This is a genomic window from Mycobacterium sp., assembly GCF_049281135.1.
Lineage (GTDB): Bacteria > Actinomycetota > Actinomycetes > Mycobacteriales > Mycobacteriaceae > Mycobacterium.
The window spans coordinates 1-14,530 of sequence record NZ_JBAPRN010000360.1; the positions used below are offsets into that span (position 1 = coordinate 1).

Sequence of the window (14,530 nt, forward strand, 5' to 3'; positions counted from 1 at the left end):
CCGCGCGGGTTGTGGGAGGTCGTGGCGGACGGCCGGGATGTGGTCTCGGAGTTTCCCAACGATCGAGGTTGGGACCTGGAGGGGTTGTTCGACGCCGATCCAGACACGATGGGCAAGACCTATGCGCGGCAGGGCGGATTCGTCGCGGACGTGGCCGGCTTCGATGCGGCGTTCTTCGGGATCGGCGCGGGCGAGGCGTTGGCAATGGACCCAGAGCAGCGATTGTTGATGGAGTGCTCCTGGGAGGCCCTGGAGCACGCGGGTATCGAACCCACGTCACTACGCGGTTCGGCTACCGGCGTGTTCACCGGAATATTCGGGCAGAGCTACTCCAGCGAGGCGACCGACCTGGAGGGATATCGGCTGACCGGCTCGGCGTCGAGCGTGGCCTCGGGGCGGGTGTCGTATTTCCTGGGGCTGGAGGGTCCCGCGGTATCGGTCGACACCGCCTGTTCGTCGTCTTTGGTGGCCATGCATTGGGCGGTGCAGGCGTTGCGGTCGGGGGAGTGCGACCTGGCGTTGGCCGGCGGCGCGACGGTGATCTCGTCGCCGGCCGTCTTCGTCGGGTTCAGCCGCCAGCGTGGACTGTCCTCCGACGGTCGGTGCAAGTCGTTCGCCGGCGGCGCCGATGGGACCGCGTGGGGTGAGGGCGCCGGGGTCGTCGTACTCGAACGGCTGTCGGACGCGCGACGGCTCGGGCACACGGTGTTGGCGGTCGTGCGCGGCAGCGCGATCAACCAGGACGGTGCCTCGAACGGTTTGACGGCGCCTAACGGGCCGTCCCAGCAGCGCGTTATCCGTGCGGCATTGGCTAGCGCGGGGCTGACTCCCGCCGATGTCGATGTGGTGGAGGCCCACGGCACCGGAACCAAACTCGGCGATCCCATCGAGGCGCAGGCGTTGTTGGCCACCTACGGCCAAAACCGCCCGGCCGGTCGGCCACTCTGGCTGGGTTCGATCAAATCGAACATGGCGCACACGCAGGCGGCTGCCGGGGTGGCCGGCGTGATCAAGATGGTGCAGGCGATGCGTCATGGCGTGATGCCGGCCTCGCTGCACGTCGACGCCCCGTCCCCGTATGTGGATTGGTCGAGCGGGGCGGTGTCGCTATTGACCGAAGCTCGGGACTGGCCGGCGGACGGGCGTCCCCGCCGTGCGGGCGTGTCGTCGTTCGGCATCAGCGGCACCAACGCCCACCTGATCTTGGAGCAAGCCCCCTTTGAACCGGCTGAAACTGCCTGCGACGCAACGAATTCCGATGACCATGACCAGATCGGGTTGGCGGCGCTGCCGTGGGTGATCTCGGCCCGATCGGCTGAGGCGCTGACCGCGCAGGCGAGCCGACTGTTGGCCGACCTGAAGGCCGAAGACTCTCTGAGCCCGGTCGATGTGGGATGGACGCTGGCGCGGCGATCGGTGTTCGAGCATCGAGCGGTGGTGGTGGGCGCCGATCGCCAGCAGTTGGTGGCGGGTTTGGCCGGGGTCGTCGGCGGTGAGCCGGGTGTAGGCGCAGTGATCGGCCAGGCGCGGCATGTCGGCAAGACGGTGATGGTGTTCCCCGGGCAGGGCTCGCAGCGGATCGGGATGGGTCGCGAGTTGTACTGCCAGTTGCCGTCGTTCGCCGACGCTTTTGACGCGGTCGCCGACGAGTTGGACCGGCATCTCCGGTTACCACTGCGCCAGGTTGTCTGGGGCGACGATCAGGGGCTGCTGGACAGCACCGAGTTCGCTCAGCCGGCGTTGTTCGCGATCGAGTCGGCGTTGTTCTCGGTGCTGCGGAGCTGGGGTCTGAGCCCGGATTTTGTGATGGGTCATTCGGTCGGTGAGCTGACTGCCGCGTATGTAGCGGGGGTGCTGAAGCTGGCGGACGCCGCGATGTTGGTCGCCGCGCGCGGCCGATTGATGCAGACGCTGCCGGCCGGTGGAGCGATGACCTCGGTCAACGCCGCCGAAAAAGAGGTGCTGCCGCTACTGCGCGACGGTGTGGCGATCGCGGCGATCAACGGCCCCGAATCGGTGGTCATCTCTGGCGCGCAGTCCGCGGTGAGCGCGCTCGCGCAGGAGTTGGCCGAGCAGGGTCGACGGGTCCGGCCTTTGGCCGTCTCTCACGCGTTTCATTCGCCGTTGATGGAGCCGATGCTCGACGAGTTCGCCCGGATCGCCGCCCGCGTCGAGGTGCGCCAGCCACAGATCGGGATCGTGTCGAACGTGACAGCGGAGTTGGTCGGGTCGGCATCTGGATTCGGATCCGCGAATTATTGGCTGAAGCACATTCGCCGTCCTGTGCGGTTCGCCGACAGTGCACGCCATTTGCAAACCCGCGGTGCCACCCACTTCATCGAGGTCGGCCCCGGTGGTGGTTTGGCGGCCCACATCGAAGAATCGTTGTCGCCCAACGACATTGAGGTGGCATCGCTGTTGGCCAAAGGCCGCCCCGAGGTGGCCTCACTGGTGGGTGCGATCGGTCAGATGTTCACCGCCGGTGTGCGGGTGGACTGGCCGGCGGCGTTTGCCGGCTCGGGCGGGCATCGGGTGGAGCTGCCCACCTATGCGTTCCAAGCACGGCGGTTCTGGGCGCAGGGTTCGACGGAGTCCGCTGATGCGACGGGCATGGGCGTCGAGGGAACCGGACACCCGCTGCTGGGTGCGGTGGTGCAGCGACCCGATTCTGGCGGCGTCGTGCTGACCGGTCGGTTGTCGATGACGGCTCAACCGTGGCTGGCCGATCACGTGGTGGGCGGCGTGGCGCTGTTCCCCGGCGCCGGTTTCGTGGAGTTGGTGATTCGCGCCGCTGACGAGGTCGGGTGCGCCGCCATCGACGAGCTGGTGCTGGCCACGCCGCTGGTGGTGCCGCAGGGCGCCGGTTTGCAGGTGCAGGTCGTGGTCGCAGCCGCCGATCAGTCGGGCGGCCGCCCGGTGTCGGTGTACTCCCGGCGCGATCAGCCCGATGCGGAGTGGTTGCTGCATGCCGAGGGCACGCTCGGGGTGGCGGCCGCAGAGGCGTCGGCCGATCTGTCGGTGTGGCCGCCGGACGGCGCGGAAAGCGTGGACATATCGGATGGCTATGCGCGTCTTACGGCGCGCGGCTACGAATACGGCCCGGCGTTTCAAGGGTTGGTGTCGCTGTGGCGGCGCGGACCGGAACTCTTTGCAGAGGCCGCCGCTCCAGCGGACGCCGGTGTTCGGGCCGACGGGATGGGAATTCACCCGGCCCTGTTGGATGCGGTCTTGCATGCCTTTGGGCTTGGCGTAGACACCGCCGAGACTGTGTTGCCGTTTTGCTGGCGGGGAGTGTCGCTCCATGCCGGCGGCGCCAGTCGGGTGCGGGCCCGCTTCTCCGCGCTGGATGCGGGTGCGACGTCGATCGACGTGGCCGATGCGGCGGGCCTGCCAGTGTTGACGGTGCGCTCGCTGATGACCCGCCCGATGACCGGCGAGCAGTTGCATGCCGCGGTGACCACGGCTGCCGCCCGCCCCGATCGCGAGCCGCTCGAAGTGGTGTGGTCCCCGATACCGTTGACGTCCAACAAAATTGACGGGCTGGCGCAGCTTTCGGTGGTGTCCTGGGATGACTACTGGGCTGTCGACGGTGACGGTGAGACCACTGCCGCAGACAGTGTGGTGGTGTGGCCGTGCGGGTTTGCCGGTGACGACGTGGTGGGCTCGGTGCACACTGCGACGCACGCCGCCCTGGATGTACTGCAACGCTGGCTGGCTGGTGGCAACTCGGGCAGATTGGTCGTGCTGACCAGTGGCGCGGTGGGGCTGTCTGGGGAGACGGTCAACGACCTGGCCGGCGCAGCGGTGTGGGGTCTGGTGCGTTCTGCGCAAGCCGAACACCCGGGCCGCATCGTGCTGATCGACGCTGATACGGCGATCGATGCGGCGGAGCTCGTCGCCACCGGCGAGCCCCAACTGGTCGTGCGCGCCCGTGGTGTGCACACTGCCCGGTTGGCCCCGGCCCCTGCACTGCTGGAGCTGCCGGCAGAAGACCCTGCGTGGCGGTTATCGGCCGGTGCGGGTGGGACGTTGGAGAGCCTGAAGATTCGGCCCTGCCCGCCGCCGCAGGCTCCTCTGCAAGCAGGGCAGGTGCGGGTGGCGGTGGCGGCATCCGGAGTCAACTTCCGCGATGTGATGGCGGCGTTGGGGATGTATCCCGGCCAGGCCCCGGTGCTGGGTGCTGAGGGCGCGGGGGTGGTGGTCGAGACTGGTCCCGAAGTCGCCGATGTCGCCGTCGGCGACGCCGTGATGGGGCTGATCGACGGGACAGGTCCGTCGGCGGTGGCCGACCAGCACATGCTGGTCATGATGCCGAAGGAATGGTCGTTCGCTCAGGCGGCCGGCGTGCCGGTGGCGTTCCTGACGGCCTTGTACGGGCTGGCGGATCTGGCCAAGACTCGTACCGGGGAGTCAGTGCTCATACATGCCGGCACGGGCGGAGTCGGGATGGCAGCAGTGCAGCTGGCCCGGCACTGGGGCGCGGACGTCTTCGTCACCGCCAGCCGCGGGAAATGGGACACGTTGCGGGCCATGGGTTTCGATGACGACCACATCGGCGACTCTCGCTCGCTGGAGTTCGAAGAGAAGTTCCTGTCGGTCACCGAAGGCCGCGGAATCGATGTGGTGCTCAACTCGCTGGCCGGCGAATTCGTCGATGCCTCGCTGCGGTTACTGGTTCGCGGCGGACGTTTCATCGAGATGGGTAAGACCGATATCCGCGACGCGCAGGTGATCGCCGACCAATATCCCGCAGTGCGCTATCAGGCATTCGACTTGATCGAGGCCGGCCCGCAGCGCGTGAAGGCGATGCTGAACGAGTTGACGGAGCTGTTCGACGCCCGAGCGCTGCAGGTGTTGCCGGTGACCACCTGGGATGTGCGCTGCGCGGTAGAGGCTTACCGCTTCATCAGCCAGGCCCGGCACACCGGCAAAGTGGTCCTGACGATGTCGTCGGCGCTTGGCGATGACCTTGCCCGAGGCACGGTGTTGATCACCGGAGGCACCGGCATGGCCGGTGGGGAGCTGGCCCGCCACGTGGTCAGCGCCTACGGGGTGCGCCACATCGTGTTGGTCAGTCGGCGGGGGAGCCGCTCGAAGTCGACGGCGGAGCTGACCCTCGATCTGGCCCGGGCCGGCGCCCAGGTACAGGTGCTGGCCTGCGATGTGGCAGATCGACGTTCCGTTGTCGAGATGCTGGCTCAGCTGAAGCGACGGTGCCCGCCGCTGCGCGGAGTGATCCACGCCGCCGGAGTGCTCGATGACGCGGTGATCACATCGCTGACGCCGGATCGGGTGGATACCGTGCTGCGAGCCAAGGTGGACGCGGCGTGGAACCTGCACGAGCTGACCCGTGATCTGGGGCTGTCGATGTTTGTGCTGTGTTCCTCGATCGCGGGCACGGTGGGTGCGGCCGGGCAGAGCAACTATGCAGCGGCCAACGCGTTCCTGGACGCACTGGCCGCTCATCGCCAGGACGCGGGCCTGCCGGGGGTGTCCCTGGCGTGGGGGATGTGGGCACGTTCCAGCGCGATGACCGCTCACTTGAGCAGCCGCGATCTGGCCCGGCTCAACCGTGCCGGGGTGGCCGCGATGAGCACCGAGCAGGCGCTCGAGTTGTTCGACGCTGCGCTCGCGATTGACCACCCCGTTGTCGTCGCTGCCCGCCTCGACCGCGCCGCACTGGATGCCCGGGCTCAACGCGGCGAGCTGCCGGCGTTGTTCAGCGGCCTTACCCGCCGGCCAACACGGCGTGTGGTGGAAGAAGCCGTTGATGCCACCCAGTCGAGGTCGGTGTTGGCCGGACGTCTGGATGCGCTGGCGCCCGACGACCAACGCAACCTGCTGGTGGACCTGGTGTGTTCGCAGGCGGCCGCGGTGCTGGGACATCCCGCCCCCGACGAAATCGACCCTGACACGACGTTCAAGGCTCTGGGGTTTGACTCGCTGACCGGTGTCGAGCTGCGCAACCACTTCAAGACCGCCACGGGGCTGGCGTTGTCACCCACCTTGATCTTCGACCACCCCACCCCAACGGCAGTGGCCGACTACATCGGGCGGCGGCTCGCGGAAAGCCGCGACCTCCAGCCCGAGATGAGCTTGGACTGACCGACTAGCCCCGCGCCGTCACGACCTATGCACGGCCAGCGGCGCGGTGTTGTCCTCCTCGGCGACTGTCGGCGGAGTCTTCGGCTTGGCGTGATCGCCGCGGGGATGGACTACCAAGGGCCACCAGAACCAGCGGCCGAGCATGGTTGCCAGCGACGGCATGAACAGCGTCCGCACCACCAGGGTGTCGAGCAGCAGGCCGATACAGACCGTCGAACCGAACTGGCCCAACACGGTCAGGTTGCTGCCCAGCATGGCGGCCATCGTGAACGCGAACACCAGGCCCGCCGACGTCACCACCGCGCCGGTGCCGGCCATCGACCGGATGTATCCGGTTTTGAGTCCGGCGTGTATTTCTTCCTTGAACCTCGAGACCAGCAGCAGGTTGTAGTCGGAGCCGACGGCCAGCAGGATGATCACCGACAGTGCCACGACGATCCAGTGCAGGTGCATGCCGAACAGGTCCTGCCAGATCAGCACGGACAGTCCGACGGACGCCGCGATCGAACTGCTGGCGGTACCGACGATGACCAGTGCCGCCACCACGCTGCGGGTCAGCAGCAGCATGATCATGAAGATCAGTGTCAGCGCCGATACCACCGCGATCATCAGGTCGTACTTCTCGCCGTCGGCCATGTCGCGGAATGTCGCGGCGGTGCCGCCGAGATACACCTTGGCGCCCGACAGCGAGGACTGCTTGAGCGCTTCCTGGGCAGCGGTGCGCTCCGCGGAAACCCGCTCGATTCCTTCGGGCGACATCGGGTCACCCTGGTGAGTGATGAAGAACCGCACCGACTTTCCATCGGGCGAGAAGAACAACTTCACGCCGCGGATGAACTCCGGGTTGGTGAACGCCTCGGGCGGTAGGTAGAAGAAGTCGTCGTTCTGCGACTTGTCGAAGCTCTGCCCCATCACGATGGAGGTGTCGCTCATCGCCTCCATCTGGTCGATCATCGCCTTGAACGTCTGGTACATGGTCAGCGTCAGACCGTGCGTCGTCTTCAACGTCTCGAGCATGATCGGGATCAGCTGCTCGAACTCGCGCGAGGCCGCCGCCGTGCGGTCGATATCGCCGGAGAGCTGGTGGAACTTCTCGGCGAGTTCGTCGAAACCGTCGATCGTGTCGAACAACGACCGGAACGAGTAGCAGATTGGAATGTCGAAGCAGTGCTTGTCCCAATAGAAGTAGCTGCGGATCGGCCGGTAGAAGTCGTCGAAATCCGCGATGTGGTCGCGCAGGCGGTCGGTGATCTCCGACGTTTCCGCGGTGGTCTTCGCACTGTCGGTGGCGGCGTCCGCCAAGTCATGGGTGACCTTCGCCTGGCGCGCCGTCACGTCGATCATGATCTGCATCTCGTCGGCCATTTTCAGAATGTCTTTCATTCTGTCTTTGAGGAAGTCCATGTTCTGCATGGTCGTCTGGCCCTGGATGCTGTTCTGGAACGGAATTGAGCTGTGCTGGATAGGAATTCCCAACGGCCGGGTGATGTCCTGGACCATCGCGATGCCGACGGTCCGGATCTCGTTCTTGGCGACCTTGTCCAGCACCAGCATGTCGGCCGGATTGCGCATATCGTGGTCGGCCTCGATCATCAGCAGGTCCGGATTCATCCGGGCTTCGGAGAAGTGCCGGTCGGCCGCGGCATACCCGACGTTGGACGGTGCCGATTCGGGTAGGTAATGACGGTCGTTGTAACTCGGCTTGTATCCGGGCAACGCGACCATGCCGACCAGGACAACGGCTGCGCTCACCGCGAAAACTGGTGCAGGCCAACGCACGACGGCGGTGCCGACCCGGCGCCACAGTCGGCCGCGGGCCTGCTTCTTCTTCTCGAACAGCCCGAACCGGCTGCCCAGGAAAACCACGGCTGGGCCCAGCGTCAAGCCCGCTGCCACCACGACGACCATGCCGATCGCCACCGGGTCGCCCATGGTGTGGAACCAGGGCAACCGGCAGAAGCTGAGGCAATACGTCGCGCCGGCAATGGTCAGCCCGGACCCCAGCACGACCGGGGCCACACCCTTGAACGTTGTGTAGTAAGCGCTTTCGCGGTCTTCGCCGGCGCGACGCGCCTCCTGGTAGCGGCCGACCAGAAAGATGCCGTAGTCGGTGCCGGCTGCGATCGCCAGCATCGTCAGGATGTTCGCGGCGAACGTGGTGAGCCCAAAGGCGTCGTTATAAGCGAGAATCGCGACGATTCCGCGCGCACACGCCAGAGCGACGAAGGTCATGAACAGCTGGATCAGCGTGGTGACGATCGAGCGATAGACCAACAACAACATGATCGCGATCGCGCCCAGGGTGAACAGCGTGATCTTCGCCAGGCTGGCATTGCCGATCACGTGCGTGTCGTCGGACAGCGCCGCCGACCCGGTGACGTGAGCCTTGACCCCGGGCGGGGCGGGCTCGTCGTCGACGACCTTGCGGACCGCCTCGACGGAATGGTTGGCCTGCGTGGTGCCCTGGTTACCGGCGAGGTTGACCTGGACGTAGGAAGCCTTGGCGTCGGCGCTCTGGGCGCCCGCCGCGGTGAACCGGTCACCCCAGAAGTCTTGGATGTGCTGCACGTGCACGGGATCGGCCCGCAGCTTACGGACAATATCGTCGTAGTAGCGATGCGCCGCGTCGCCGAGTGGCTGCTGACTTTCCACCACCACCATGACGGTGCTGTTGGAACTGAACTCGTGGAAGTTGTGGCCCATCCGCATCATCGCCTGATTCGACGGCGCTTCCAGGGGCGCCATCGGCGCGGAATGGTTTTCGCCGACGATTTCCAGGCTGGGAACGACCATATTGACCAGGACGGTCAGCGCGACCCAGCCCAGAATGATCGGAATCGCGAAGATCCGGATGACGTGCGGGATGAAAGGGCGGTGCGGTTTGGCTGCTGTGGTTCCAGTGTCGGCTGTGTTCATGCGCCGCTTCTCACCGTCGCTTCGCGACGTATCGTCGCCGGCGCGGGTCATGCGGACTTCACCAGGCAGAACGTTTGGGCGTTGTGGCCGTCCGAGCTCCGGTGCTCACGTAGCTCTCCGTCAACGGTGATGCGGCAGCCGATGTAGCCGGCATCCGTCTGCGCCATGATGTTGGCGCTCACCGCGGGCAAAGTGGTGGAAATGGTGTACGACCATGGCAGCGGCGCGTTGTTGACCTGGTGGGTGTTGGCCTCGGCGTCCCAGTAGTTGATGTTCGCGACGCTGCCGGGGGGCCCGTCGATCTCGTATTTCACGACTTTGGGGTTGAACTGCACGATCTTGATTCCAGCTCCCGAGTTCGCGTTGAGGTCCTGCGACGCGAAAACCCTGTGCAGGCGCGTCACAGTCAGGGCGGAAACCGACAGGACCACCACGAGCAGCAGCGGTATCCAGGCACGTTTGAGCAGACCGCTAATCGACATCGCCCTCACTCGGTCTCCTCCCGCCGCCCGTCCGCAATATTGCCCGCGAACGCGTCGAGCCACGGATGCTTTCCGCGGTCGAGAACGGACGCAGGTCTGCCGAAAGAGCTGGCCATTGCCGGTCATCTTCGCCGATACCGCGTGGAACCTTTGCTCGGCTAACAATGCTAGACGATAGGGCACGCCCGCGTTCTGCTAAGTGCCAACGAAGTACCGCTCCTCGCACGGCTATTGCGCGGCGCGGCCGGTGACGGGAGGGAGGTCGGCCAGCGTGACGATTCCCGGCTCGGCGGCCACGACTGCGGACACCGCATTGGTCACCGGCATTGCGGTGTAGATCATGCCCAGGCCCATGAATCCTGGCTCGGTCCAACCCTTGGGCGGTAGACAGTGCACCACAGTGCGCATATTCGGCACCCCGAACACCTGAATGACGTGACCGTGCTCGAGCGGCTTGGGTGGCACCACGTGACTGCCCATCGTCCAATTGAAGCCGACGCTGACCACGTTGCGGTCGCCGACCCAGCCACGGTGGTAGCCGAAGACGCTGCCGACCGTGCCGGCCGGGATCTTCATGAAACCAAGGTCTGAATCGCCGGTGGCCGCCGTGAAGGTGACGTCGAAGGTCAGCTTGTCCAGCTTCGCGCCGATCGCGTCGGCCATCATCGCCGCGGATTCGGCGAAGACCTCACTTTCGCGTCGCACGTTCTCGGCCAGCCCGGGTGTGTCGGGATCTTGCGAGAAGCCCATGGCCGTTTGGGTTTCCGCCGATTCGTAGGTAGAGCAGTCCACTGATTCGGTGATGCGAATCTCGTCAACGCGTTCACATGACCCGCTGAGCGCCATGCCGACCAGGTTCGTCATCCCGGGGTGCGCGCCGCTGCCAAAGATCGTCGAGCCACCCCGCTCGCACGCGTCGAGGATCCGCTGCCGGTCCTGCGGTGTCTGCTTGCCGCCGGTGATCCAGGCCGCGCTGGAGCACACGTTGATACCCGACTCGAGCAGCCGAACCAACTCATCGACGCTGGGCCACAACGGGTTATAGCAACAAGCGTCGGGCCGAAGTGCCAACAGCGCATCAATGTCGTTGGTGGCCTTGACGCCCGTCGGCTCCGGCCACCCGGACAACTCGGCGGCGTCCACTCCGACCTTGTCCTGCCCGTGCGCGTACACACCGACGAGTTCCATGTCCGGTCGGCCGATGATGGCGTGCAGCGATCGTCGCCCGATGTTGCCGGTGGTCCACTGGATGACTCGAAGCGGATGGTCTTTGATCGCGCTCATCTAGGGCTCCTTTGCCGGTGTGATTGAACTCATTATGTTCAACCGGCCGACGTTGACCCGTGCCGGGCATTGGATTGACGCTTGCAGGTTTTCGGCCCTGAGAAAGGTCACAGCCCGGCGGCACCGGCCGCGAGGAGGGCACAGCCGATCGCGGTCAGCAGGATCGCCACGTCACGGCGCCGACGCGATCGAATCCAGTCATGCAGCGCGGTCACCCACCGGGCGGTTGCCTTGGGCGCCAACAGATAGGCCACTAACGGAATCTCGACAAGCGCGAAGGCCACCATGTTGAACAACACCAGCACTGAGACCTGTGTCACGGCTGGCGCCCTGGAAGCCAGGATGACGGCTAGCGCGGCCAGATAGTCGACCGACGGCAAAGCGATGCTGAGGCCCGCCACCCCCGCGACCGAGAGCGAATCCCCGTTCATCAATTTGCGGGCCGGCCTCGCCAACCTCGCCGGCCGCGAACCCAGCCGCCCGAAGACGTCGATCGCCACGACCGCTGCGACGAAGAGAACCAGCAACCCGATCAGGATCTGAACCCTGGGCACGGTGACGAAGGAAGTTCCGAGCAGTGTGCGTCGAAGCGCAAACAGCACAACGAGTCCCACCGTGGTTCCCATGACGAAACCGCCACCCAAGAACGCGAACAACTGCAGCGCGGGTTTGGGCCTGTTCAGCATCAGCACGGTCATACCGATTCGGAACGGTTCGATGCTGACGGCAAGAGCCATTACCAAGACAGTCGCCAGCATGAGGTAATCCTGGTTGCGCGACCCTCGGCGGGGCTACGCGTCCAACCGAGTGAATTGGTCTTGACGGTACTGCTCGACGCAAGCGGCGCGCCGGATCTTGCCGCTTGTCGTGGTGGGTATCGATCCGGCCGGGACCAGAACGACGTCGCCGACATTCAAGCCGTGCGAGTTGGAGATTGCCGAGGTGACGTCGCTTTTGACCCCGCTCAACCGCTGCAAGACATCCTCGCTGGGCTCGCCCCGCTTCTTCTTCATCTCGATGACGGTGACCAGCTGTTCGGTGCTGTCCACCGGGACCGATATCGCCGCGACCCGACCCTGGGTGATCTCTTGGATAGTCGCCTCGATGTCCTCGGGATAATGATTACGCCCACGAATGATCAGCAGGTCCTTGATGCGGCCGACGATGAACAGCTCACCGTCGTAGATGAAACCCAGATCGCCGGTGCGTAGCCACGGGCTCTCGGGGGTGCCAGGCGAAGCGTCGGCGAGCGTAGCCGCGAAGCAGCCCTGCTCCTCCGGCGGCTTGCGCCAATATCCCTCGGCAACGTTCTCGCCGTGTACCCAAATCTCGCCGACCACGTCAGACGGACACTCCCGCTGTGTCTCGCTGTCGACGATCCGCAGCTTGGGTGATCGTGGCACCTTGTACTTGACCAGCGGGGTGCCGTCGCCGGCCGCACACCGCTCGACGCGGCCTGCGCCGAGCTCGCCGACGTCGAAGTGCACCGCCGGCGCCGTCTCACTCCAAGTGCCCGCCGTCACGAAGACGGTTGCCTCCGCCAAGCCGTAGGACGGACGCACCATGTGGTCCTGGAAATTGAAGTGGGCAAACCGATCGACGAAGCGTTGCACTGTGGCCGGCTCGACGCGTTCGGCGCCGCTGATGATCCCCAACACGTCGCCGAGGTCGAGCCCGGCAAGATCGCTGTCGGCGGTTTTGCGTGCGGCCAGGTCGAAGGCGAAGTTCGGCGCCGACGACCACGCATGGGGATTCTCCGCCAGTGTCCGCACCCACCGTGCCGGTCTCTCCAGGAACCCGGTCGGGCTCGTCAGCTGCGCGTGGTAGCCGCCAAGGATCGGCGCACAAACGCCCAGCACCAAACCCATGTCGTGGTAGAAGGGCAGCCACGACACAATCGTGGTATCTGTCGGGACTTTGGAGTCCGCAAAAAAGCCGACCATCAGCTGCTCGAAATTCACTGTCAGATTGCGGTGCGACATCATCACCCCGGTGGGCAGTCGCGTCGAACCCGAGCTGTATTGCAAATACGCGATACTCGGTAGATCGGCTCTTTGAAGGCTTGGACCGCCCTCGGCATCCAGATTCAACGCATCGATCGCGACGATCTTCGGCGCGGTGTCCATGCGCGATTGATCGACGTAGTCGCCGACATCTTCGGCCGAGAAAGAGGTCGTGAGAACAACCGCAGGCGAGGTGTCGGCAAAGACCGCGCCCACCCGCTCGTAACTCGAGCCGCGGTGGGGCAGCGGTAGTGGAACCGCGATTAACCCGGCCTGCATGGATCCCAGGAAAGCCAGGATGTACTCCAGGCCCTGCGGGGCCAGAATTACTGCGCGATCTCCCACCGACCCGTGCGCGCGGATCTCGCGCGCCACATTCATCGTTCGGCGCGATAACTGCGACCACGTCATAGTCTCGGGAACGCCCGCGTAGTCCTTCTCGTAATTGGTGAAGGTAAACGCGACGTCATCAGGCCGCAGGCTGGCGCGGCCATGCAACATCGAGAGAATCGTGGACTGGGGCATAGATGTCAGATTACGTCCGTACTGAGCAGTTGGGTGGTAAGGGCTGCGGTCAGGCGCCGGCTTCGTTTGCGCCATGCGCCAACACGGACATGGCACCCGCGATGATCTGCGAGAACGGATCTGCGCCGCCGCCGAAAGTCGCCTGGTTGGCCGGCGCAGTGACCTCCGCCGGGTCGAAGCCGTTCACCGGGTCCACCTGAACCGGAGCGGTCGAGGGGTCGTCGTTCCGCGAGTAGCCCGCGTTCACTCGGGGGATCAGGATGGCGTCGAGCTTGTTCAGCGTGTCTTCCGGGATCCCTATGTACTTCAGCGGCATGACAAGAGGAATGTGCTTTTGCGGCACCATGATCGTGGTGTCTTTGGCGCCCCGGGAGTTGATCGTCGTCCTGATGTTCTGCGGCGGCACCATGCTCTTGTTCGTGAAGGCCACCGCGGTGTGTCCGGTGGCCAGGCCCATCAGCGTGTTGGCGAGAGCGAACATGTTGTCCGGCCGATCCGGGTAGTCCGCGATCGAGTCGTATGCGGCCACGAACCTGTCGGTGTCGTATTGGCTTTCGTACGGAGGCGGCATGGTGTAGTCGAGCGCGGGAACCACGCTGCCGACCGGGAATGTGGCGGACAGGAAACTCTGACCGAAGGCATGGCGCCCGATCGGGTCGCCGAACGTGGCGAAGTTCAGCGCGTTAGCCGGGGGAGCGTTCGGGTCAGTCGCCAGCCGGGCCTGCGCGCCGTCGACCACGAAACCGCCCTCGGATAGGCCGATTGCCGTACCGGGCCGACCCGTGTTGCGGATCGCCGCAACGAGATTGTCCACTCCCACGTCGACCGAATAACCCACGCTGGGGCCGTCCAGGCCGATGCCCGGAAAGTCGTGGTCGAAATTGTCGATTTCCGGCTTGAGACCTGGGAAGAGGGTCGCCAGCACGTGCCCCTGAACCTGGCCGGCCGGGTAGCGAACGATCTGGCGCCGCTGGCCGGGGAACCAGTCCGCGCCCTCCATCTTGATGTATTGGTCGTAGGGCACGCCCAGGACGTGAGCGCCGCCGAGGGCGTAGGCGGTCTGGTCACCCGGCGCTCCCGGAGTTGGCGGCCCGCTGATGGGCGTGTCGTCGGCGGTAGCGGCGCCGATGCCGAAACACCCTGTGGCGCCGATGCTTACCAGCGCACTAACTCCTGCGAGTAGTTTCTTCACCGCGACCCCCGACCACTCATCTT

General features: G+C 65.4%; 7 protein-coding genes. 1 reads left to right on the forward strand and 6 read right to left on the reverse strand.

Annotated features, from left to right (window positions below):
* On the forward strand, window positions 1-6,105 hold a 6,105-nt coding region (locus tag WAN02_RS14430; RefSeq protein ID WP_422264885.1), incomplete at its 5' end, for a type I polyketide synthase.
* An 18-nt stretch (window positions 6,106-6,123) separates the two neighbouring features.
* Here WAN02_RS14430 and WAN02_RS14435 read toward each other — a convergent pair.
* The 6 genes from WAN02_RS14435 to pe all read right to left on the reverse strand — a co-directional run bounded on the left by WAN02_RS14435 (window position 6,124) and on the right by pe (window position 14,507).
* Window positions 6,124-9,021 carry an RND family transporter gene (locus WAN02_RS14435; RefSeq protein WP_422264886.1) on the reverse strand — a complete coding sequence of 966 codons (2,898 nt, stop codon included), beginning with the start codon at window positions 9,019-9,021 and terminating at the stop codon, window positions 6,124-6,126.
* A gap of 47 nt (window positions 9,022-9,068) precedes the next feature.
* A complete protein-coding gene (locus tag WAN02_RS14440) occupies window positions 9,069-9,503 on the reverse strand; it encodes an MmpS family transport accessory protein (RefSeq protein WP_422264887.1) in 435 nt (144 codons plus the stop codon).
* 228 nt (window positions 9,504-9,731) lie between these two features.
* Window positions 9,732-10,787, reverse strand: coding sequence for a dihydrodipicolinate reductase (locus tag WAN02_RS14445; RefSeq protein WP_422264888.1), 1,056 nt, complete (start codon window positions 10,785-10,787; stop codon window positions 9,732-9,734).
* 107 nt (window positions 10,788-10,894) lie between these two features.
* On the reverse strand, window positions 10,895-11,545 hold the full coding sequence (locus tag WAN02_RS14450) for a GAP family protein (RefSeq protein WP_422264889.1): 651 nt from the start codon (window positions 11,543-11,545) through the stop codon (window positions 10,895-10,897).
* Between the two features lie 33 nt (window positions 11,546-11,578).
* A complete protein-coding gene (locus WAN02_RS14455; protein ID WP_422264890.1) occupies window positions 11,579-13,315 on the reverse strand; it encodes an AMP-binding protein in 1,737 nt (578 codons plus the stop codon).
* Window positions 13,316-13,364: 49 nt separating this feature from the next.
* Entirely contained in the window at window positions 13,365-14,507 is a 1,143-nt protein-coding gene (pe, locus tag WAN02_RS14460; RefSeq protein WP_422264895.1) for an acyltransferase PE, read from the reverse strand.
* Window positions 14,508-14,530 lie beyond the last annotated feature (23 nt).

What these genes read in the sequence shown, in the direction of transcription:
- WAN02_RS14435 (WP_422264886.1), bottom strand. Translation starts at nt 9,021, where the DNA reads ATGAACACAGCCGACACTGGAACCACAGCAGCCAAACCGCACCGCCCT.
- WAN02_RS14440 (WP_422264887.1), bottom strand. Translation starts at nt 9,503, where the DNA reads ATGTCGATTAGCGGTCTGCTCAAACGTGCCTGGATACCGCTGCTGCTC.
- WAN02_RS14445 (WP_422264888.1), bottom strand. Translation starts at nt 10,787, where the DNA reads ATGAGCGCGATCAAAGACCATCCGCTTCGAGTCATCCAGTGGACCACC.
- WAN02_RS14450 (WP_422264889.1), bottom strand. Translation starts at nt 11,545, where the DNA reads ATGCTGGCGACTGTCTTGGTAATGGCTCTTGCCGTCAGCATCGAACCG.
- WAN02_RS14455 (WP_422264890.1), bottom strand. Translation starts at nt 13,315, where the DNA reads ATGCCCCAGTCCACGATTCTCTCGATGTTGCATGGCCGCGCCAGCCTG.